Source organism: Rhodococcus sp. PSBB066, from assembly GCF_017068255.1.
GTDB classification, from domain to species: domain Bacteria; phylum Actinomycetota; class Actinomycetes; order Mycobacteriales; family Mycobacteriaceae; genus Rhodococcus; species Rhodococcus aetherivorans.
Map to the genome: position 1 here is coordinate 1,580,360 of NZ_CP070859.1, position 19,135 is coordinate 1,599,494.

General features: G+C 68.9%; 16 protein-coding genes. 4 read left to right on the forward strand and 12 right to left on the reverse strand.

The genetic code is table 11. The features are described from left to right. Positions 1–36: 36 nt before the first annotated feature. From JYA75_RS07400 to JYA75_RS07435, 8 genes are all read right to left on the reverse strand, one after another. Positions 37–1,368, reverse strand: coding sequence for an MFS transporter (locus JYA75_RS07400; RefSeq protein WP_006939914.1), 1,332 nt, complete (start codon positions 1,366–1,368; stop codon positions 37–39). Between the two features lie 175 nt (positions 1,369–1,543). After that, on the reverse strand, positions 1,544–2,596 hold the full coding sequence (locus JYA75_RS07405; RefSeq protein ID WP_006939913.1) for a 3-keto-5-aminohexanoate cleavage protein: 1,053 nt from the start codon (positions 2,594–2,596) through the stop codon (positions 1,544–1,546). A gap of 42 nt (positions 2,597–2,638) precedes the next feature. Beyond that, positions 2,639–3,538 (reverse strand): TauD/TfdA family dioxygenase, encoded by a 900-nt coding sequence (locus JYA75_RS07410; RefSeq protein ID WP_050036010.1) that lies wholly within the window; start codon positions 3,536–3,538, stop codon positions 2,639–2,641. A gap of 64 nt (positions 3,539–3,602) precedes the next feature. Then, entirely contained in the window at positions 3,603–4,577 is a 975-nt protein-coding gene (locus JYA75_RS07415; protein ID WP_168580212.1) for a quinone oxidoreductase, read from the reverse strand. A 481-nt stretch (positions 4,578–5,058) separates the two neighbouring features. Continuing rightward, on the reverse strand, positions 5,059–7,845 hold the full coding sequence (locus JYA75_RS07420) for a cation-transporting P-type ATPase (RefSeq protein ID WP_168580211.1): 2,787 nt from the start codon (positions 7,843–7,845) through the stop codon (positions 5,059–5,061). Positions 7,846–7,873: 28 nt separating this feature from the next. Next, on the reverse strand, positions 7,874–8,674 hold the full coding sequence (gene ppk2 / locus JYA75_RS07425) for a polyphosphate kinase 2 (protein ID WP_082120332.1): 801 nt from the start codon (positions 8,672–8,674) through the stop codon (positions 7,874–7,876). Positions 8,675–9,166: 492 nt separating this feature from the next. Continuing rightward, entirely contained in the window at positions 9,167–10,210 is a 1,044-nt protein-coding gene (locus tag JYA75_RS07430; RefSeq protein ID WP_203329837.1) for a putative sulfate exporter family transporter, read from the reverse strand. A gap of 56 nt (positions 10,211–10,266) precedes the next feature. Next, on the reverse strand, positions 10,267–11,304 hold the full coding sequence (locus JYA75_RS07435; RefSeq protein ID WP_168580209.1) for an AraC family transcriptional regulator: 1,038 nt from the start codon (positions 11,302–11,304) through the stop codon (positions 10,267–10,269). 390 nt (positions 11,305–11,694) lie between these two features. Here JYA75_RS07435 and JYA75_RS07440 point away from each other — a divergent pair, with 390 nt between their 5' ends. From JYA75_RS07440 to JYA75_RS07455, 4 genes are read left to right on the forward strand one after another with little or no spacing between them, the layout of a single operon-like run. Beyond that, entirely contained in the window at positions 11,695–12,192 is a 498-nt protein-coding gene (locus JYA75_RS07440) for a methylated-DNA--[protein]-cysteine S-methyltransferase (protein ID WP_102800137.1), read from the forward strand. After that, on the forward strand, positions 12,179–12,670 hold the full coding sequence (locus JYA75_RS07445; protein ID WP_006939896.1) for a sigma-70 family RNA polymerase sigma factor: 492 nt from the start codon (positions 12,179–12,181) through the stop codon (positions 12,668–12,670). The genes JYA75_RS07440 and JYA75_RS07445 overlap by 14 nt, the downstream gene beginning before the upstream one ends. Next, positions 12,667–13,254, forward strand: coding sequence for a methylated-DNA--[protein]-cysteine S-methyltransferase (locus JYA75_RS07450; RefSeq protein WP_168580208.1), 588 nt, complete (start codon positions 12,667–12,669; stop codon positions 13,252–13,254). Before JYA75_RS07445 ends, JYA75_RS07450 begins: the two co-directional genes overlap by 4 nt. Then, the gene (locus tag JYA75_RS07455) at positions 13,251–14,114 is read left to right on the forward strand and encodes a DNA-3-methyladenine glycosylase 2 family protein (RefSeq protein ID WP_168580207.1); all 864 of its coding nucleotides are present in this window, start codon (positions 13,251–13,253) and stop codon (positions 14,112–14,114) included. The genes JYA75_RS07450 and JYA75_RS07455 overlap by 4 nt, the downstream gene beginning before the upstream one ends. Here the strand turns inward: JYA75_RS07455 and JYA75_RS07460 are convergent. From JYA75_RS07460 to JYA75_RS07475, 4 genes are all read right to left on the reverse strand, one after another. Then, positions 14,093–15,712 (reverse strand): bifunctional 3'-5' exonuclease/DNA polymerase, encoded by a 1,620-nt coding sequence (locus JYA75_RS07460; protein ID WP_203329838.1) that lies wholly within the window; start codon positions 15,710–15,712, stop codon positions 14,093–14,095. The two genes, JYA75_RS07455 and JYA75_RS07460, sit on opposite strands and share 22 nt — an antisense overlap. 202 nt (positions 15,713–15,914) lie before the next feature. Further along, entirely contained in the window at positions 15,915–16,781 is an 867-nt protein-coding gene (locus JYA75_RS07465) for a 3-hydroxyacyl-CoA dehydrogenase (RefSeq protein ID WP_203329839.1), read from the reverse strand. Beyond that, positions 16,778–17,443 carry a TetR/AcrR family transcriptional regulator gene (locus JYA75_RS07470; RefSeq protein ID WP_203329840.1) on the reverse strand — a complete coding sequence of 222 codons (666 nt, stop codon included), beginning with the start codon at positions 17,441–17,443 and terminating at the stop codon, positions 16,778–16,780. The genes JYA75_RS07465 and JYA75_RS07470 overlap by 4 nt, the downstream gene beginning before the upstream one ends. Positions 17,444–17,703: 260 nt before the next feature. Further along, positions 17,704–19,029 carry a DUF3533 domain-containing protein gene (locus JYA75_RS07475; RefSeq protein ID WP_203329841.1) on the reverse strand — a complete coding sequence of 442 codons (1,326 nt, stop codon included), beginning with the start codon at positions 19,027–19,029 and terminating at the stop codon, positions 17,704–17,706. Positions 19,030–19,135 lie beyond the last annotated feature (106 nt).

Below are 19,135 nucleotides of genomic sequence, written 5' to 3' on the forward strand. Positions count from 1 at the left end.
CTTGTTCGAAGTGACGGGGAAGCAGGAGTGTCTGCCTCAGCGGGCGACGGGAGTGCTCAGTGCGAGGAGTTTGCGCAGTCCCGCAGGATGGAGGCGCTTGCCGGCCAGCAGCGCGGCGATGGCGGCGAGGTAGACCAGGGGCGACAGCTGCAGCGCCTCTCGCAAGCCGAGCCGATCGGCGAGGATGCCGACGACGAACGGGCCGAGGGCGAGACCGAGCAGGTTGTTGGCGACGGTGAGCGTGCCCATCGCGGACGCGCGCACCGACGTGTGGGTCAGGTTCGCGACCATCGCTGCGGTTGGACCCGAGGAGCCGGCGGAGAAGAAGGCACCGATTCCGATGAGCACAAGCTGGGCGGGGCCGGCCTCGAGTCGGAAGGCGGTAAGCAGGCACACCAGCGCGATGATGCAGAAGACGACGGCAGCGGTCCACTTGCGGGTGATGTCGTGGCGGCCGAGGCGGTCGGTGATGATGCCGCAGACGACCATGCCACTGCCGACGAGAAGTACGACGATCGAGGCGGCGGCTCCGGCCTTGTCCGGGGCGAGGCCGTAGTACCGGTTGAAGTAGCTCGGAGTCCACGACAGCAGCACTGCGGCGGTGAATATCTGCAGTCCGCCACCGATGTAGGCGAACAGCACTGCCGGATTGGTGAACAGGCTCGACACCGGGGCGCGAAAGCCGTCGGGTGGGGTTGCGGTCTGCCTCGGGTGTTCGTCGGCGGCGTTCTCGGCGAGCCTGCGTTCGGTGACGAGCGTCCGGAACAGCGCAACCAGGATCAGGCCGAAGACCGCCATGGCCGCGAACGACCATCGCCAGCTCAGGTGCACGGCGATCACTCCGCCGAGGGCGACGCCGATCACCGACCCGAACGATCCGCCGGCCATGAAGGCGCCGCTGAGTGAGGCGTGCACCCGCGGGGCGAATACACTCAGCACCACCGCGATGCCCACGCTGCCGTAGGCGGCTTCGCCGACGCCGACGAGGAATCTGGCACCGAGCATCTGCTCGAAGTTGGAGGCGACCGCACAGAGCAGGGTGGCCGCGCTCCACAACACGGCCATGAGCACGAGGCTCTTGACCCGGCCCCACCGGTCCGCGAGCAGCGACAACGGCAGGGTGAGCAGGCCGACCATGAGGGCGACGATGCTGGTGAGGGAGGCGAGCTGTGAATCAGACAGGGCCCATTCGCTTTTCAGGAACGGGAAGACGGCGCTGAGGACCTGTCGGGACATGTAGTCCGAGAGCAGCAGCCCGAAGGTCAGGGCGAAGACGATCCACGGGTACGTCCGTGAGCGCGTGTGGGGGCGGGGACCGGCGGCCGGTGTGCCGGTCGGATTCTCCACGGGGGAGGTGGGCAGTCCCATGGGAACTCCTGTGGGCGAGGGTGGCGGTGAATGCGGAGGAACGACCGCGAGGAGGACAGAACGAGACGTCGTGGGCCTCTCCCGTGGCACCGCCACGGGAGAGGTGGCACCCACGGCCGGGGCACGCACGGTGCTGTGTGCGTGCCCCTCCGGGGAGGTGTCCGGTGTGCCTGGCTCAGGCGTGCTGGGTGAAGCCGCGCTGGCCGGGCTTGCGGTTGGGTGCGAAGCCGACCTTGGCGAGGGTCTCGTCGGCGTCGGCGTAGCGCTCGTCGAGCTTGTAGATCTCGCGGGCCTCCTTGCCGGTGGCCACCTGCCGGCCGAGTTCACCGGCGATGCGCACGAGCTGTTCGATCTGCTGGACCGAGGTCATCTTCTCCTTGGTCGGCGTCCACAGGGTGTCCTCGTTGCCGACCCGGCAGTGCAGGCCCATCGCGATTGCCATGGTGTTGATCGGCAGTACCGACCGCATCAGGGTCTCGAGGGTCAGCACCGCGCCGTCGGGGGTGCGGCGGATGAACTCCATCATGTTGTAGGGGTTGGGGCCGTCGAACCCACCGCCGATACCGACCCAGGTCACCATCAGCGGGCCGGTGTAGACGCCGCGGCGGATCAGCCGTTCGACGGTTTCGAGCTGCGGGATACTCGAGAGCTGGAAGTGCGGCTGGATACCCTTGGCCTGCAAGCGCTTCAGGTGCTCTTCGACCCATTCCGGGCCGGCCGGGACGACCATCTCACGGTACGCCTCCCACACCTCGGGACGCTCGAAGGAGGTACCGCGGATGTCGTCGGGGGTCATCAACTCCACGATGTTCATCTGGCTGGTGTTGATGGCGATGGTGACCTGATCCGGGGCTGGATCGAGCTCGGCCAGCATGTGGCGGGCGTCGTCCGAGAGCCACTTGGCGTCGGCGCCCTCCCCCTCGGGGGCGAACGAGATCGACCCACCGACCTGCAGGATCATGTCGGGCACGGCCTCACGCAACCGGCCGAGCAGCTCGTTGAACTTCGACAGCCGCTTGGAGCCCTTGCCGTCGAGTTCACGCACGTGGATGTGCAGGACGGTCGCGCCGGCGTCGTAGCAGTCCACCGCCTGCTGGACGTGCTCGTCCATGGTCAACGGCAGGTCCTCGCGGAAGTCGTCGAGTTCCCATTCCGGGCCGTACGGCGCGGCGGTGATGACCAGTTTCTCCTGGTTCTCGGGGAACAGGGAATCGTCGAGGAAGTGCATCTGTGGTCTCCGTTTCAGAGTCGATGAGGAAGGAAGAGGAAGTCAGAAGGGGCGGTCGCCGATGATCCCGGCGCGCTCCATCTTGCGTACGGCGGGCCAATAGTCCTGCACCGCATAGTGTTGGGTGGAACGGTTGTCCCAGATGGCGATGCTGTTCTTCGTCCACCGCCAGCGCACCTGGTACTCGGGGATCGCGGCCTGGCTGATCAGGTACTGCAGCAGATTGCCGGCGCCGGGGGCGTAGTCGATCCCGAACCGGACATTGCCGGGGGTGTGGTAGTTGACCAGGTGCGTGGCAAAGGCGTTGACGAACAGGATCTTCTCGCCGGTCTCGGGGTGGGTGCGCACCACCGGGTGCTCCGCGTCCGGGTACCGCGCATGCAGCTGATGGCGCTGTTCCATCGGCAGGGCGGCACCGAAGCTCGCCTCGATGCTGTGCCGGGCCCGCAGTCCGGCGACCTGTTCCTTCACCGGCGCGGGCAGCCGCCGGTACGCCTCGGCCATGTTCACCCAGACGGTATCGCCACCGACCGGCGGCGTCTCCACGCACCGCAGCACGCACCCCATGGGCGGGTTCTGCCGCCATGTGGCGTCGCAGTGGTAGGCGTTCTCGTAGTGCTCGGGCGGGCTGTCGACGTCCTTGTAGATCCGCACCAGGCCAGGGTTGTCGGGGTCGCTGCCGACCATCGGGTGATCCTCGAGCGGACCGAACCGTTCGGCCAGCGCCACATGCTCGGCGCGAGTGATGTCCTGGTCGCGGAAGAAGAGCACCTTGTGTTCGAGCAGGAGCGCGTGCAGCTGCTCGAACAGCGCATGGTCACGCGAAACCTCCCCGAGGTCGACGTCGAACAGCTCGGCGCCGATGGTGCAGGTGAGCGGTTCGACGCGGAACTCCCGCGTGGTGGCCGTGGTCGTCTCCGACGGCCGGGTGGTGGTAGTCATGACAGATCCTTCGTGGGTGGTGGGATGGCGGTGGCGTCCGGAGCAACATCCCGCCCGGCCGGGGTCAGAGGGTGAAGACCGACGAGCCGATGCTGCGACCGGCTTCGAGATCGTGGTGGGCGCGGACCGCGTCTTCGAGTGCATACCGCTGGTTGATCTCGATCGCGATCTTCCCGGTGGCGACGTGGGAGAACAGCTCTCCGGCGAGTTCGGCGCGCTCGGCCGGGTCGGCGATGTAGTCCGCGAGCGCCGGACGGGTCACGAACAACGATCCCTTGACCGCGAGCTGCATTGCGTCGATCGGGGGGATGGGCCCGGAGGCGGTACCGAAGCAGACCAGCAGACCGCGGCGCGCCAGCGAATCGAGGGAGGTCGAGTACGTCGTCTTGCCGATGCTGTCGTACACCACGGGAACGCCGGCGCCGTCCGTCAGTTCCCGCACTCGCTGCGCGACGTCCTCCTGCGTGTAGATCACGACGTGATCGCACCCGTGGGCGCGCGCTGTCTCGGCCTTCTCCTCGCTCGAGACCGTCCCGATCACGTTGATTCCCAACAACTTCGCCCACTGGGTGAAGATCAGGCCCACGCCTCCCGCCGCGGCGTGCAGCAGCACGGTGTCCCCGGCCTTCAGCGGGTGGATGCGGCGCAGCAGGTAGGCGGTGGTCAAGCCGCGCATGGTCATCGCCGCGGCGGTGTCGAACCCGATGGCATCGGGCAGTGGGATCAGGTGTTCGGCGGGCATCACGCGCTCGGTGCTGTAGGCGCCGAGCGGGCTGCCGGTGTAGGTCACCCGATCGCCTTCCCGCACGTGCGCCACGTCCGGTCCGACGGCCTCGACCACGCCGGCGGCTTCGACGCCCATGCCGGCCGGCAGGGGGGCGGGGTACAGGCCGGTGCGGAAGTACGTGTCGGCGAAGTTGAGACCCACGGCCTCGTGCCGGATCCGGACCTCGCCCGGGCCGGGGTCTCCGACCTCGACGGCTTCCCACCGCATGACCTCGGGGCCACCGGTTTCGTAGAAGCGGACGGCTTTTGCCACAGTCTTCTCCTTGTCGCGCCTGCCGGCCCGTTCCACCGGGCAGGCTTCGGCGCCTTTGATGTTTCTCGGGATGTAATTGCTTCCCGCTGTACGGGATCCGGGCTGTCGAGGGCACGTTGCCGTGCTCGACGGCGGTCGGTGTTCCGGCGGGAGGAGGTGGGCGATGTCGCGGCCGTGGCCGACGTTCCCTCTCCCCAACCGGCTCTGTGTGATGGACCTAACAGTAGTGGAGTGCATGCCCGAATGCTTATCCCTGAGGGACGTAATTCTGTTCATTTGGGGACATGCCCTGTGCACTGGGGAAGGCTCCCGGTCCGGGCGGATCACCACATCCGGACTCGTCGATCGGATCAGGTCGACGCGGGCCGCGAACCCGGTGAGGAATCAGCGCGTCCCGGGCCGGTTCCAGGGGACGGCGCAGCAGGCCGACAACCCCACCGGTGTCGACTACCGAACCGGCTCGTGCCCGCCGGAGTCGACGTCAGTGCGTACCGGCTCGTTGCGGGCCGACTGCGGCCTCGGGCGAAAGCAGTGCCGGCGGTCCCGATCGGCGGCGGCGCAGCGCCTTCTCCGCTTCGACGACGATCGGGACGATCAGCGCCCAGCCGAGGCAGGCGAGCCACTGGCCTCCGGTCAGCGACGTGGTCATCAGAAGTTCTTGGAGGAAGCCGATTTCGACGGCGAATACGGTGACCACGACGGGAATCGACAGGATCTTCAGCGCCCCGAGTATCGGGGCCTCCAGGCCGGATTCCGGATCGCGGCGCATGACGAGTCCGGCGAGAACGGATCCGAACGACAGCACCACGAATGCCGTCGTCATGGGGACGTTCGCTTCGGTGGTGCTCATCTCGCCCGGGGCGAGGAGCATCGCGGCGAGGGTGACGGCGAACTGCAGGATGCCGTAGGCCAGCCACTGCGTGAACGCCCTCCGGTTGGCGATGGGCAGCTTCGGATCGCGGGGCGCTTTGTTCATCAGGTCGGGCGCCGGCGGGTCGAGCATGATGACGGCGACCGGGAACAGAGTGATGAAGAAGTGCTGGAACAGCACCATCAGCGGGGTGAGTGCGACGCCGTCGTTGATGTCGAAGATGCTCGCGACGAGGAACAGCAGAACCAGTGAGAACAGTTTCGACATCTGGTAACGGATGTAGGAGACGATCTTGTCGTAGATGTTGCGGCCAAGGCGGATCGCGCTGATCAGGGTCCCGAAGTTGTCGTCGGTGAGGACCATCTTGCCGGCCTGTTTGGTGACTTCGCTGCCCGATCCCATGGCGACACCGATGTCGGCCTTCTTCAGCGCGGCGGCGTCGTTGACGGCGTCGCCGGTCATCGCCACGACCGCGCCGGTCTTCTGCATGACGTCGGCGAGGCGGAGTTTGTCCTGCGGGGTGACGCGGCCGAACACGTGCAGGTCGGGCAGGGCAGCCGACAATTCCTCGTCGGTCATGGCCTGCAGTTCGGTGCCACCGATCGCGCCCGGTCCGAGGCCGAGTTCGGCGGCGATGGCGGATGCGGTGATCGCGTGGTCTCCGGTGATCATTCGGACTTCGATGCCGGCCTCGTGGGCGGTGCGCACGGCATCGATTGCCTCCGGCCGGAGTGGGTCGATGATGCCGACCATACCGACGAACGTGAGGTCCTCGACGAACGACATGGGGTCGGCTTGCACGGCCTGCTCCTGCCCGTCGAGCACGCGTGCTGCGAACGCCAGGACGCGCAGGCCCTTCTCGGACATGGCCTGGTTCGCCGCGATCAGCTCCTGCCGGACGTCGCCGATCGGTACCGCCTGCCGGCCGGGACGGAAGGCGTTCGTGCACCGCGCGAGAACGACGTCCGGTCCGCCCTTGACCAGTTCCACGAATCGGGTGGTGCCGTCGACCGGTAGATAGTGGAACGTCGCCATGAACTTGTACGCGGAGTCGAACGGCACGGCGGCGACGCGGGGATACGTCCGCCGGGTCTGGGGAGCGTCGACGCCGACCTTCGCTGCGAGCACCACCAGGGCGGCCTCGGTGGGATCGCCGACCACCTGTCCGGTGTCGGAGACGGTGGCGTCGCTGTCGAGGCACAGCCCGTAGGCGAGCAGGGTGAAGTCGGGGGCCGACTCGCCCGCGACGTGGGTGACGCGCCCCGACTTGCTGTATCCCTCACCGTCGACGCTGTACCAGCGGCAGTGGAAGTACAGTGACCGCACGGTCATCTGGTTCATGGTCAGCGTGCCGGTCTTGTCGGAGTTGATCGCGCTGGTGGCGCCGAGGGTCTCGACGTCGGTGAGGTTCTTCACGACGGCCTTCGCCTCGGCCAGCTGGCGGGCGCCGTAGGCGAGCATGGCCTGGACGAACGTCGGCAGGCCGGTCGGGATCGCGGAGACGCCCATGGAGATGCCCAGCAGCAAGACCGTGGTCACGCTCTGTCCGCGGATCACTCCGAGGACGACGATGAGGGCGACCGCGGTCCACGCGATGATGCCGAGCACCTTGGTGAGCGAATTCAGTTCGCGTTGCAGCGGCGACTTGCTCGGCGTGACGGCCGAGAGCATCGAGGCGATGCGGCCCATCTGGGTGTGCATGCCGGTTTCGGTGACCACCATGGTGGCGGTGCCGCGCGTGACCGAGGTGTTCTGGAAGACCATGTTGCTGCGATCGCCGAGGGGGACGTCGGCGGCGCCGAGGGTCTGGGGATCCTTCGGGACGGGGGCGCTTTCGCCCGTCAGTGCCGCCTCCTGCGTCTCGAGGGTGGCCGAGGTGAGCAGTCGGCCGTCCGCGGGGACGATGTCGCCCGCCTCGAGCTGCACGACATCGCCCGGCACCAGGTCGGTGGCGGCGAGCTGAACCAGTGTCCCGTCACGGGTCACCCGCGCCTGCGGGGTCTGCATCTTCGCCAGTGCGTCGACGCTGGCGCGGGCCTTCAACTCCTGCCGGGTGCCCAGGACCACGTTGAGTCCGACGAGTACGGCAACGACGATCGCCGTGGGGATCTCCCCGATGACGACGCTGACGACCGCCACCGCGACCAGCATCAGGTTCATCAGGTCCTTCAGCTGGAGCAGCGCGAGCGCCCGTGCCGACGGTGCGGGTTCGGAGACGATGCTGTTGGACCCGTAGCGTCGGCGACGCTCGACCGCCTCGTCGCTCGTCAGTCCGGTCTGCGTGTCGGTGGCCAGTGCGGACACCACGACGTCGGCCCTTTGGGTGTGCCACGTCGTGGGTGCTTGCCCAGTCGCGGGGGTGTCCGACCGTTTCGGCGTGCGTTCTGTCGAGGCCATGACTGGCAGGTCCTTCCCGGCGCGGACGTCAGTAGGGAGTGGGGATCCAGTGCAGCGGTTGCGTCGTCACCCGGTAACCGTCGGGGCTTTGCCGCGCCGGCAGGCTGATGTCGCGACCTTCCAGGGGCTCGTAGGGGATCTTGCTCAGCAGATGGCTGATGAGGTTGAGCCGCCCGCGCTTCTTGTCGTCGTTGTCGGCGACGTACCACGGTGCCCAGCCGGTGTCGGTGAAGCGGAACATCTCGTCCCGCGCCCGTGAGTAGTCGTACCACCGGCTGTACGACTGCAGATCGAGGTCCGACAGCTTCCAGATCTTGCGCGGATCGTCGATCCGGCTCTGCAAACGTGCGGTCTGTTGCTCCTCGCTCACCTCGAGCCAGTACTTCAGCAGGATTACACCCGACTCCACGATTGCGCGTTCGACCGCCGGAACGAGCTGGAGGAAGTGGCGCGACTCCTCCTCGGTGCAAAAGCCCATCACCCGTTCGACGCCGGCGCGGTTGTACCAGCTGCGGTCGAAGATCACGACCTCTCCACCGGCGGGCAGATGCGGCAGATACCGCTGCACATACATCTGCGTCTTCTCCCGCTCGGTCGGTGCGGGCAACGCGACCACGCGGAACACCCGCGGGCTCACCCGCTCGGTGATCGCCTTGATGACCCCACCCTTCCCGGCGGTGTCACGCCCCTCGAACACGATGCAGATCTTCGCGCCCGACGCCTTCACCCATTCCTGCACTGCGACGAGTTCGGCGTGCAGCGGTCTGAGCAGGCGCCGGTACTCCTTGTTCTTCATCGGTGGGGTGAACTCGACGGTCGGCGCGTGCAATTCGCCGGTATCGGCACGAGGCTGCGGCCCGTGCTTCGCGTCCCTGTGCGCCGTGCCCTTCTTCTTCTTCGATTTCGAGGGTGCGGATTTCGATCCCACAGCTGTATCTCCTGCCACCAGGAATCCGATGCGATCAAACCCGGGACCGGCCCGGGGCCTTTCCGGTCCGACGTCGAGTTCTCGAGTCCTGCACCGGAGGTGCGGACGATGCGGATGAATCGAGGGGGAATCGCCGGACGTCGCGCTCGCGTGTTCCGTCGATGGCGTGCATGGGTGGGATTCTCCTCCCCACCCCGCCCGATTGGCCGCGTTTCGCGGCAGGACGGTCGGCGCTGTGCCGAATTCGAGGAGTGGTGCCTAATTCGAGGAGTGGTGCCGATTTCGAGGATCGGCGCCGATTTCGAGGAGCTGTGCCGATTTCGCGGAGCGGCGGGGTGCCTCCTGCCCTCGTTCCTGCGACCCTGCTCGGTGCCGGTCACCGGACGGGTTCGCTCATCCGAACAGCATGATTCCCGTGAGTGCGAGGGCCGAGACCCATGCCGTGGATGCGGCGGCGAGGGCGAAGGGCCGCCAGCCCACGCCTCGGAGGACGTCGATGCGTACGCCGGTCCCGAGCGCGAACATGGCGGCGGTGAGCAGCGCGGTCTGCGCGAGTCGAGCCGACCCGAGAACCTGATCAGGGAGCAGACCGGTGGCGCGCAGGGCCACGCAGCCGAGGAAGCCGAGCAGGAACAGCGGCACCAGCGGTGGGCGCCGCGTGTCGGCCTGCGTGGCGGTGACGCGGCGCGAGGCCACGCCGATCCAGGCGATCACGGGCGCGAGCAGCGCGACCCGGGCAAGTTTCACCGTCACCGCCACCGTGAGAGCGGTCGCTCCGGCCGCGCCGGCACCGTGGGCGTCGATGGCCCCGCCGGCGGCCACGACCTGCGCCACCTCGTGGATCGCGGCACCGGCCCACACGCCTGCCCGAGTGTGGTCGAGCCCGAGCGCGGACGCCGCGAGCGGGAGGCCGGGGATCATCGCAGTGCCGAAGACGACCACCAGTGCGACGGCGGTGACCACCTCCTGCTTCCGGGCCTCGACGACCCCGTCCGCGGCTGCGACGGCGGCCGCTCCACAGATCGAGAATCCGCACGCGATGAGCAGTCGCTGCGTCCAGCCGAGACCGAGGATCCGGCCCAGTGCCATGGTTCCGGCGATGCCGCAGGACACGACGGCGACGACGATGCCGAGCACGCCCCAGCCGAGGTCCAGGACGTCGGTGACCAGGAGCTGAAGTCCCAGGAGCGCGACTCCGACGCGGAGCAACCGCCGGGAAGCCATGGTGATGCCCGGTTCGGTGACGGTCGGCAACCTCGTGGTGTTGGCCAGCAGTGCACCGGCGAGAATCGCGATCAGCAGGGGGCTGAGGCCGTCGACGAGTGCCGACGCAGCGAGCGCAGCCGCGGCACCCGCGCCGCAGAGAACGAGTCCGGGGACGGGCGTGCGCAGGCGAACCGAGACCGGCGGTGCGGGCGTGGTGGGGGATACGGCCATGGTGCCCAGCCTGACGGCTCCCGGGGTGGGCGGATAGACCGTGTTTCCGCATCACGTCATATCGATTCGATATGACGCACCCGGTGCTGATCCGACGACGATTCTCTGGCGCGCCACCGGCTGGGGGTGCACCCGAAGCGCTTCCGGAACCAGCGCGAGAAGCTGCTGGGCGAGGAGAATCCGAGCAGGTCGGAGACTTCGGTCAGGGAGTAGCGCCGGTTGCCGACCATGTGCCCGGCCAGTTCGGCGCGGACCGAATCCAGGAGCGACGAGAAGGTGTGGCCTTCCTCGGCGAGTCTGCGGTGCACCGTCCTGCGGTCCACCCCCAGGCTGCGAGCGACCTGCTCGATCGAGCAACGACCGGTGGGAAGCAGGAGTTCGATCAGTTCGCGGACACGATTGAGAGTCGTCGCCTCGCGTGTGGCGTGCATGGAGTCCAGGAGTTGTTGGGTGTACGGCCGCAACAGCGGATCGGACATCGTATTGGGGGCGTCGAGATCTTTGGCATAGAGGGTGATTCCGTCGAAGTCCTGCTCGAATTCGACGACGGGTCCGAAGAGTCGGAGGTGAGTGCGCATGCTGCGCGGAGCCGGATGGGCGAACGACACGGTGACGGGCTGCCAGGCCGGCCCGAGAAAGCCTTGCAGCAACCGGTGCAGAACTCCGACGGCGAGTTCGACAGACTGGCGGAAGGTCCCCGGCTGCCCCAGGTCGAGGGTGAGCCGGAGGGTTGCGACACCGCCATGCTCGTTCAGGCGGATGCGCAGGGCTTCGTTGTACATGTGCTCGTGGCGCATGAGGACCTTCAGGGCGCTGCGGACGTCCGGTTCCTCCCTGATGACCAGGCTCAGCGGGCCGAGGTTGGAGAATCGCCGGCGCTCGGCGAGGGCGAGGCCGAAGTCGTCCCGGCCGGACTCGGCGGCGGAGCGTTCGAGCAACTCGGCGATCGCCGCCGCCGGCACCCAGCGGTCCTGCAGGCTCAGGCTGGCCGGGTCCAGGCCCGCGCTCCTGGCGAGAGAGGCGGGATTCAAGCCCAGCGAGTGGGCGAGCTCGACGTAGTTGTTCAGTGAGGCATAGCGTGCGAGAGGCTTCAACTGCCGCTTCCTGTCCCGAATCGATAAGCCACGCGACGAGTGATGACGACTATATCGGCGTCGACCGGGAGGCTCGACGCCGCGACCGCGGGTTCGCCCGGCCCCGGGACGGGGTCACGCCCGCCGAGACGGGAAGAAAGAAGAAGGACCGGCACGTCCGGTCGCCTCACGGCGACAGGCGCAATGCAGCTCCAGCCGGACGGAACTCTGCAAAGGCAAAACAACTGAGCCCGGGGGACACGGAGCGTGCCGATCCGAACTCTTCAACACCGCCCCTGTCCCGGGTATTCCATCCCCGCCCGGGTGAACTGCATCTCGGATCGCTGGTTTCTCACATTTCTCTCCGCCGATGCGTCTACCTCGTATACGCCGGATGGAAGGATCAACCCCGTGAACGCGACGCGAACCCACACGGTCGTCGACTCACCGATCGGACCGCTGACCCTGGTGCGGACGGACGGAGCACTCAGTGGCCTGTACCTCGCCGAACACCGGCACCGGCCCGGCCCGCGCACCTTCGGAGACGTCGCGGCGACCGGTTTCGAGGAGGTCACCGAGCAGCTCGCCGAGTACTTCGCCGGGCAGCGCACCGAGTTCACCGTGCCCCTGGCACTGCACGGCACCGCCTTCCAGCTCCGCGTCTGGCAGGCGCTGCGGACCGTCGCATACGGCACGGTGTGCACCTACACGGACCTGGCCGCCGCCGTCGGGCACCCCACGGCCGTGCGGGCGGTAGCCGCCGCGAACGGCCGCAACCCCGTCAGCATCGTCGTGCCGTGTCACCGCGTGATCGGCCGCGACGGCAGCCTCACCGGATATGCCGGGGGTCTCGCCCGCAAGCGCTACCTGCTCGACCGGGAGGCGCAGGTGACCCATGCCGTCCCCTGACCCGCTGCCGCCGTTCGAGCGGGTCGTCGCCGAGCACGGCGCCACCGTCCTGCGGGTGTGCCGCGCGCTGCTCGGTCCGGTCGACGCCGACGACGCGTGGTCCGAGACGTTCCTCGCCGCGCTGCGCGCCTACCCGGCGCTGCGTCCGGGCAGCAACGTCGAGGCGTGGCTCGTCACGATCGCGCACCGCAAGGCCGTCGACGTCCACCGTGCCCGGGCGCGGACCCCGGTGCCCGTCGCCGCCCTGCCGGAACGCCCCCTCGCCTCCGGGATGCCCGAGCCCGACGACGACCTGTGGTCGGCGGTGGCCGCGCTGCCGTTCACTCAGCGCGCCGCCGTCGTCTACCACCACGTCGTCGGCCTGCCCTACGCCGAGATAGCCGCGATCCTCGGCAACTCCACCGACGCCGCGCGCCGCGCCGCCGCCGACGGCCGGGCCGCGCTGCGCCGCCGCTACCCGACGGAGGAACCGTCATGACGCTCGAATCGTCGCCTGTCGATGCTGCCGACCTGACGCGCCTGCACGCGCGGCTGATCCTCGACGCCGAGGCCGCCGACCTGCTCGACGTCGCCTACCGGATCGTCGACACCCCGGTGGGACCGCTGCTGCTCGCCGCCACCCCCGCCGGCCTCGTGCGGGTCGCCTACGCCGCCGAGGATCACGAGGCGGTCCTCGCCCGGCTCGCCGCCGACATCAGCCCGCGCATCCTCGCCGCGCCCGCCCGGCTCGACGACGCCGCCCGCCAGCTCGACGAGTACTTCCGCGGCGCCCGCACCGCGTTCGACCTGCCGCTCGACCTGCGCCTGGCCCGGGGCTTCCGCCGCGAGGTCATCACGCACCTGCCGCGCATCGGCTACGGCCGTACCGCCAGCTACGCCGAGGTGGCGGCCGTGGCCGGCAGCCCGCGTGCCGTCCGGGCAGTGGGTACGGCGTGCGCGCGGAATCCGTTGCCCGTCGTCCTGCCGTGCCACCGGGTGGTGCGCAGCGACGGAGACCTCGGCAGGTACGTGGGCGGCGTGGACGCCAAACGCACGCTGTTGCGGCTCGAGGCCGCGGCGTGAGCGTCGCCCTGCGGTTGGCGGTGACCCCGCCGCTGGCCACCGCCCCGATGCTGGCGGCCCTGCGCAGCCACACCGTCGCCGGTCTCGAACGACACGACGCGGCCACCGGCACGCACGTGCGGTCGGTGCGGGGCCGGCACGGCCCGGCGGTGGTCGCGATCCGGCCCCGGCCGGCCGCCGAGCACGTGCCCGTCCGGATCGACGCGGACCGCCGCGACCTGCCCGAGGTCGAGCAGTTGGTCCGGCGGTGGCTGGACCTCGACGCCGAGCCTGCCGTGATCGACGCGGCGCTCGGCGCCGATCCGCAGCTCGCCCCGATGGTGGCGGCCCGGCCGGGACTGCGCGTGCTCGGGACGACGGACTGGTTCGACACCGCCGTGCAGACCGTGCTGGGCCAGCAGGTCAGCGTCGCCGCCGCCGCCACGTTCGCCGGTCGGCTCGTCGCCCGCTACGGAGATCCGGGATCCGGTGCTATGCGCTGCTTTCCGGCCCCGGAGCGGCTCGCCGCCGCGGATGCCGACGAGGTGCAGGGGGCGGTGGGGCTCACCCGGGCGCGGGTGCGGACCGTGCTGGCGCTCGCTCGCGCCGCGGCCGACGGGCTCGATCCGGCCGAACCGGTGCGGTTCCGCACCGATCTGGCGGCACTGCCCGGCATCGGGCCGTGGACCGTGGACTACCTCGCCGTCCGCGTCCTCGGGGACCGTGACGCGTATCCCGCCGGAGATCTGGTGCTGCGCAGGGCCCTCGGCGTGGGTTCTGCCCGCGAGGCGACGGTCCGGGCCCGGCAGTGGAGTCCGTGGCGGGCCTACGCCGCGTTCCACCTGTGGACGCACTCCGCCTACGGCTCGTCCTCGCCGTAACGGTCCCGTATCGAGACATGCATGGGGAAAATCACTTTCGTGTCACCGAACAACAGCCGGGTCGCCGACTCCACCGCGGCGGACAGGTGCGCCGTCGCGGCCTCCGGGGTGCGGGTGTGCACCACGATCTCGTCGTGCTGGAAGAAGACGAGTTCGCCGGTGTCGTCGGCGGCCAGGCGCAGGCGCAGATCGGCCAGCACGCACAGCGCCCATTCGGCGGCCGTCGCCTGAACGACGAAGTTGCGGGTGAACCGCCCCCGCGCCCGCGCGTCGCCGTGCGCGAAGAAGTCGGCACCCGGCGGCGGGCACGCGCGGCCGAGCCACGAATGCACCACCTCACCGCGCTCGCCGGCACGTGCGGCGCGTTCCACGAACTCCACCGCCTCGGGAAAGCTCCTGCGCAGCAGGGTGAGCAGCGCACGTGACTCGCCGGCCGTCGCACCGTAGAGCACGCCGAGCACGGCCACCTTCGCCTTCGCCCGGTCACCGCCGAACGCGGCCGCAGCCACCGGTGCGTACAGGTCGTCGCCGCCCGCCGCCGCCGTCATCCGCGGGTCGCCGGACATCGCGGCCAGGATGCGCGGTTCGAGCTGGCCGGCGTCGGCGATCACGAAGACGTGCCCGGGCTCGGCGATCACGCTCGACCGCAGCGCCTTCGGGATCTGCAGGGCCCCGCCGCCGCGGCTCGCCCAGCGCCCGGACACCACGGCACCGGGCACATAGACCGGATGGAACCGCCCGCCGCGCACCCAGGTGTCGAGCCACTGCCACCCGTTGGTGCTGTGCAGCTTCGACAGATCCCGGTGCTGCAAGAGCAGCGGCACCGCCGGATGGTCGAGTTCGCGCAGCACCCATTTGCGGGTGGACGACAGGTCGATGCCTTCGCGTCGGAACGCCTCGAGAATTTCGGTGTGCGAGGCCGGATTCAGCGCACGGCCGAACACCTCGCCGATCCGTGCGTTCAGTTCGGTGATCCGGGGCGGCAGCCCGTCGTCGGCGGGACGCGGACCGAGGGTGCGCTCGAGCACGCGGCGGTGGGCGTCGGCGGAGAACGGCAACCCGTCGAAACCCATCTCCGCGGCGGCCAGCGTGCCCGCCGATTCGGCGGCGACGAGCAGTTCGAGCCGGGCATTGCCGGCGAGTTCGGTGCGCTGCCGCTCGAACTCGGCGAGCACGGTCTCGGGGTCGACGGTGGGGGCGACGTCGAACAGCCCGGGGCGCTCGTCGACCGGTTGTTGCTCCGGTGGTGCGGGAATCCCGGCGCGTACGTTCAGGATCGCGCGTGTGGACGCCAGATCGTGGCATCGGCGCACCCGGACCCCGGCGTGCAGCAGGGCGGGGTACACGGTCGCGGTGCCGGTCCAGATCCACCGCGGCGGGTCCGCCGCCTCGAGCGTCCGCGCGGCCGTCGCGAGGTCGTCGTGGTATTCGGCCGCGGCGAGCGGGCGTCCGTCGGCGCCGACCGGAACGGTCCATCCGCCGGGCGGCTGCCCGCCGGCGGTGTCGGGAACCAGTACGGTGCGCACCCGTCCAGTCTGCACCGCCGTGCCGACACCGCCGGCGGACGGTCCCGTCCACCGTCGCCTCCGGACCCGCACGGTTACTCGGAAAGCAGGCCGGACTCCTCGAGCAGGTCGCCGATCTCCGTCGTCTCCAGCTTTGCGATCAGATTCTCACGCAACAGTTTCGGACAGGGAGGCGAGCCCGGCCCCGACGAACCATGCTGTCCTCTCGTCCACCCCTGTGGGCTTGCGGGGCTGCTGTAGGACGCGAGGCGTCGCCCCTTCGCGGTATCTGCCGCTACTTGTCGTTGGGGTAGCGGTAGAACCCTTCGCCGGTCGCCGCACCGAGCTTGCCGGCGTCGATGTAGTTCTCCTTCAACCATGCGGCGATGGTCCGGTCCTTCTCGTCGCCGTGGGACAGGATGTTGTAAGGCGTGGTGAGTCCGATGACGTCGTAGATCTGGAAGGGACCCATGGGTGCGCCGGTGGCGATCCGCCACACCCTGTCGACGTCCTCGGGGTCGGCGTAGCCGCCCGCGGCGAGCTCACCGGCGGCGTTGAGGAACGGCACCAGCAGCGAGTTCAGGACGTAGCCGGCCTTCTCCTTGTGGATCGGGACCGGGACCATGCCGATGGCCGCGGCGAAGTCGACGACCTGGTCGAACACCGCGGGGTCGGTGTCGTCGGTGCCCATGATCTCGGCCGTGTTGAACTTCCACACCTGGTTGGCGAAGTGCAGCGCGAGGAACTTGTCGGGACGGCCGGTGAAGTCCTTCATGTCGCTCGGCAGGAGTGTGGAGGAGTTGGTGGCGAAGATCGTCTCCGCGGGTGCGACCTCGCCCAGCTTCGTGTAGGTGTCCCGCTTGATGTCGAGTACCTCGGGCACGGCCTCGACGACGAGGTCGGCGTCCCGGACGGCGTCTGCGAGGTCGGAGGACAGGCGGATGCCGGTCGCGGCCGCCTCCGCCTTCCCGTCGCCGGCACCGGGAACCTCACGCTGGTACGTCTCGGCGAGCTCGCCGAAGCGCTTCTGCGCGTTGGCGAGGGCGTCGTCGCTGATGTCGTAGGCGGTGACGGCGAATCCGCTGTAGGCGGACTGGAACGCGATCTGCGCGCCGAGGACTCCGGTCCCGAGGACGGTCACCTTGCTGATCCGGCTGGTCATGCTTCCTTCTTTCGTTGTGGGGAGGACGCGCCCGGTTCCGGCCCGCTGCGGGCCGGGCGGTCGTCGTCGAGTGCCGCGAAAAAACCCGTGACGATCTGGTCGATCTGGGCGTGCAGGTCGGCCTCGGGGTCGTCGTCGGGATGCGCACCGGTGAATGCGCGCGCAAGTATCAGGTGCAGGATCGCGAAGATGCTCCGGCCGGCGTGCCGGGCCTGGTCCTCCGCTCGTCTCTCGTCCAGCCCGCGGTTCCGCGCGGCCTCGACGAGCCGACGCGCGATCGTCTCCTCGAAGCGGGCGACGAGATCGAGTCCCTCGGAACGGTATTTCTCGCTTGCGGAGCCGAACAGCAGCTCACGTTGGTAGTTCACCGTGTTCTCGACGTGGCTGTCGGCGGCCTCGAGAATAGGTCGGACGACGGCCTGCACCGCGTCCACCGGGTCGCGCCGCGATCGTGACTCGCGGTCGCCGGCGCTCAGGGCCGACCGGAACTGCTGGTTGTAGACCATCATCAGCAGTTCGCCCTTGGACATCGCGTAGCGGAACAACGTTCCAGCCGCGACGTCCGCACGTTCGGAGATCTGCTGTGTCGTGACTCCCGCGAAGCCCTTCTCGGCGAACAACGATGCGGCGGCGGCGAAGATGCGGGACTGCTTGTCACGCATGTTCCGGTCTCGACGACCCGGAGTTCCCGATGAGGTAACCATCCCGCGCCTCCCAAAATGAGTGGACTCATTAATGAGCGTACTCCGATACCGTCCTGCAGGCACCCGATGTGCCCGCCCGGCGTCACCGTCGAGGACCCGTTTCATCCCCCGTTTCACCCCGTCGCGGCTGGGCCGGGCGGAATCGGAGCGCTACGTTCGAGACCTGGGACCCCGCTGCTCTGCCCTCGAGGAGCAGCGGGGTCCTGTCTTTCGCGTCGTTACGCTGCGGCGGACACAGGCTCCGCGTCGCTGCGGCGGTGGAATCCGCGCACGTCGTAGATCCGGGTCACCACCCCACCCAGCACGAGGCCGATGCCGAGTCCGAGGAGTGTCATCAGGGCGCCCCGGGTCAGGCCCGCCGGCCCGCTGCCGTCGAAGTACAGGATGGCCCGGGTCGCGATGTACACCTGGTGCATCGGTTCGAACGTCGACAGCCACGAGTACAACGGCGGCATGGCCTCGAGTGGCACGGTGCCCCCCGACGACGGCAGGCCCAGGATGATGAAGATCAACAGGTTCACCAGCAGTCCGGCGGAACCGAACACGGCCATCACCGAGATCGAGGTGACACCCACGGCGGTGATCGCGAGGGCGCCGTACTCCCACAGCAGCAGGGCGCGGGTCACGGGCATGCCGAGCAGGGTGGCGATCCAGAGGTAGAGCGCGGAGACGATCAGTCCCAGGATCACCATGATCGCCCACTTCACGAGCAGGACCCGCAACCGCGACAGGTGCGCCGTCTTCCGGTCGACGTACCAGGGCCCGTACTCGGTGGGGACGAAGCCGAGGGCGCTGTCGACGAGCGAGTTGACGATGGTGGCGCCGGTGAAGCCCGCGAGGATGAGCAGCAGCGTGTAGTAGAACGCGGACAGGCCCAGTCCGGTGCCGTCGGGCAGGGGCTTGTGCTCGACGAAGCGGATGTCGATCGGATCCGCCAGCACCAAGCGGCTTCCGCCGGACAACTGCAGATCCGGGGCGCTGGTGGCGAGGGTATCGGTGACCGTGGTGGTGAGTTGCTCCCCGACGGTCGTGTTCACGGTGGTCAGGGCGCGGTCGGCGATCGACTCGACGATGCCCTTGCCGAAGGTGCCGGTGCGCGGGTTGGTGTAGACGGTGATGATCGGCTTCTCGATGTCGCCGGGGATCACGCTGCCCTGCGCAAGAATCGACGTGCGTTTGGTGAAGTCGCTCGGAATCACGATCGCCCCGTAGAGCCGGCCCGAATCGAGTCCCGAGGTCGCCGCGGAGATCCCGACCTGTTGCAGATCGATCTCCTCCGGATCGACCCCGTCGGCGATGGCGGCGGTGATCTCGGCGCCGAGGTTGCGCTGCTGATCCGAACCGGGGAGCACGTCGCCGACATCCTGGTTCACGATCGCGACCGGGAACTTGTGCAAATTGTCGGCCGGATTGATCATGCTGCCGATGTAGAGGGCCGCCAGGGCCGCCATCACGGCGGTCACCACGACGACCGGCGCCAGCCAGAAGCGGGGGCTGCGCAGTGTGCCGGCGTGGGGGTCGGCGCTGATCTCCGTCGAACTCATTCCGGGCCTTCCATGGGTTGTGCAGTCGGGTAGTGCGAGTGGCCGGTCGGAACGGGCCGGCCACTCAATTGTGCACGCCCGTGAGCAGATAAGCGTCCTACTCGGC

Coding starts and splice junctions, on each gene's coding strand:
- JYA75_RS07400 (WP_006939914.1), bottom strand. CDS start 1,368: ATGGGACTGCCCACCTCCCCCGTGGAGAATCCGACCGGCACACCGGCC.
- JYA75_RS07405 (WP_006939913.1), bottom strand. CDS start 2,596: ATGCACTTCCTCGACGATTCCCTGTTCCCCGAGAACCAGGAGAAACTG.
- JYA75_RS07410 (WP_050036010.1), bottom strand. CDS start 3,538: ATGACTACCACCACCCGGCCGTCGGAGACGACCACGGCCACCACGCGG.
- JYA75_RS07420 (WP_168580211.1), bottom strand. CDS start 7,845: ATGGCCTCGACAGAACGCACGCCGAAACGGTCGGACACCCCCGCGACT.
- JYA75_RS07430 (WP_203329837.1), bottom strand. CDS start 10,210: ATGGCCGTATCCCCCACCACGCCCGCACCGCCGGTCTCGGTTCGCCTG.
- JYA75_RS07445 (WP_006939896.1), top strand. CDS start 12,179: ATGCCGTCCCCTGACCCGCTGCCGCCGTTCGAGCGGGTCGTCGCCGAG.
- JYA75_RS07450 (WP_168580208.1), top strand. CDS start 12,667: ATGACGCTCGAATCGTCGCCTGTCGATGCTGCCGACCTGACGCGCCTG.
- JYA75_RS07465 (WP_203329839.1), bottom strand. CDS start 16,781: ATGACCAGCCGGATCAGCAAGGTGACCGTCCTCGGGACCGGAGTCCTC.
- JYA75_RS07470 (WP_203329840.1), bottom strand. CDS start 17,443: ATGCGTGACAAGCAGTCCCGCATCTTCGCCGCCGCCGCATCGTTGTTC.
- JYA75_RS07475 (WP_203329841.1), bottom strand. CDS start 19,029: ATGAGTTCGACGGAGATCAGCGCCGACCCCCACGCCGGCACACTGCGC.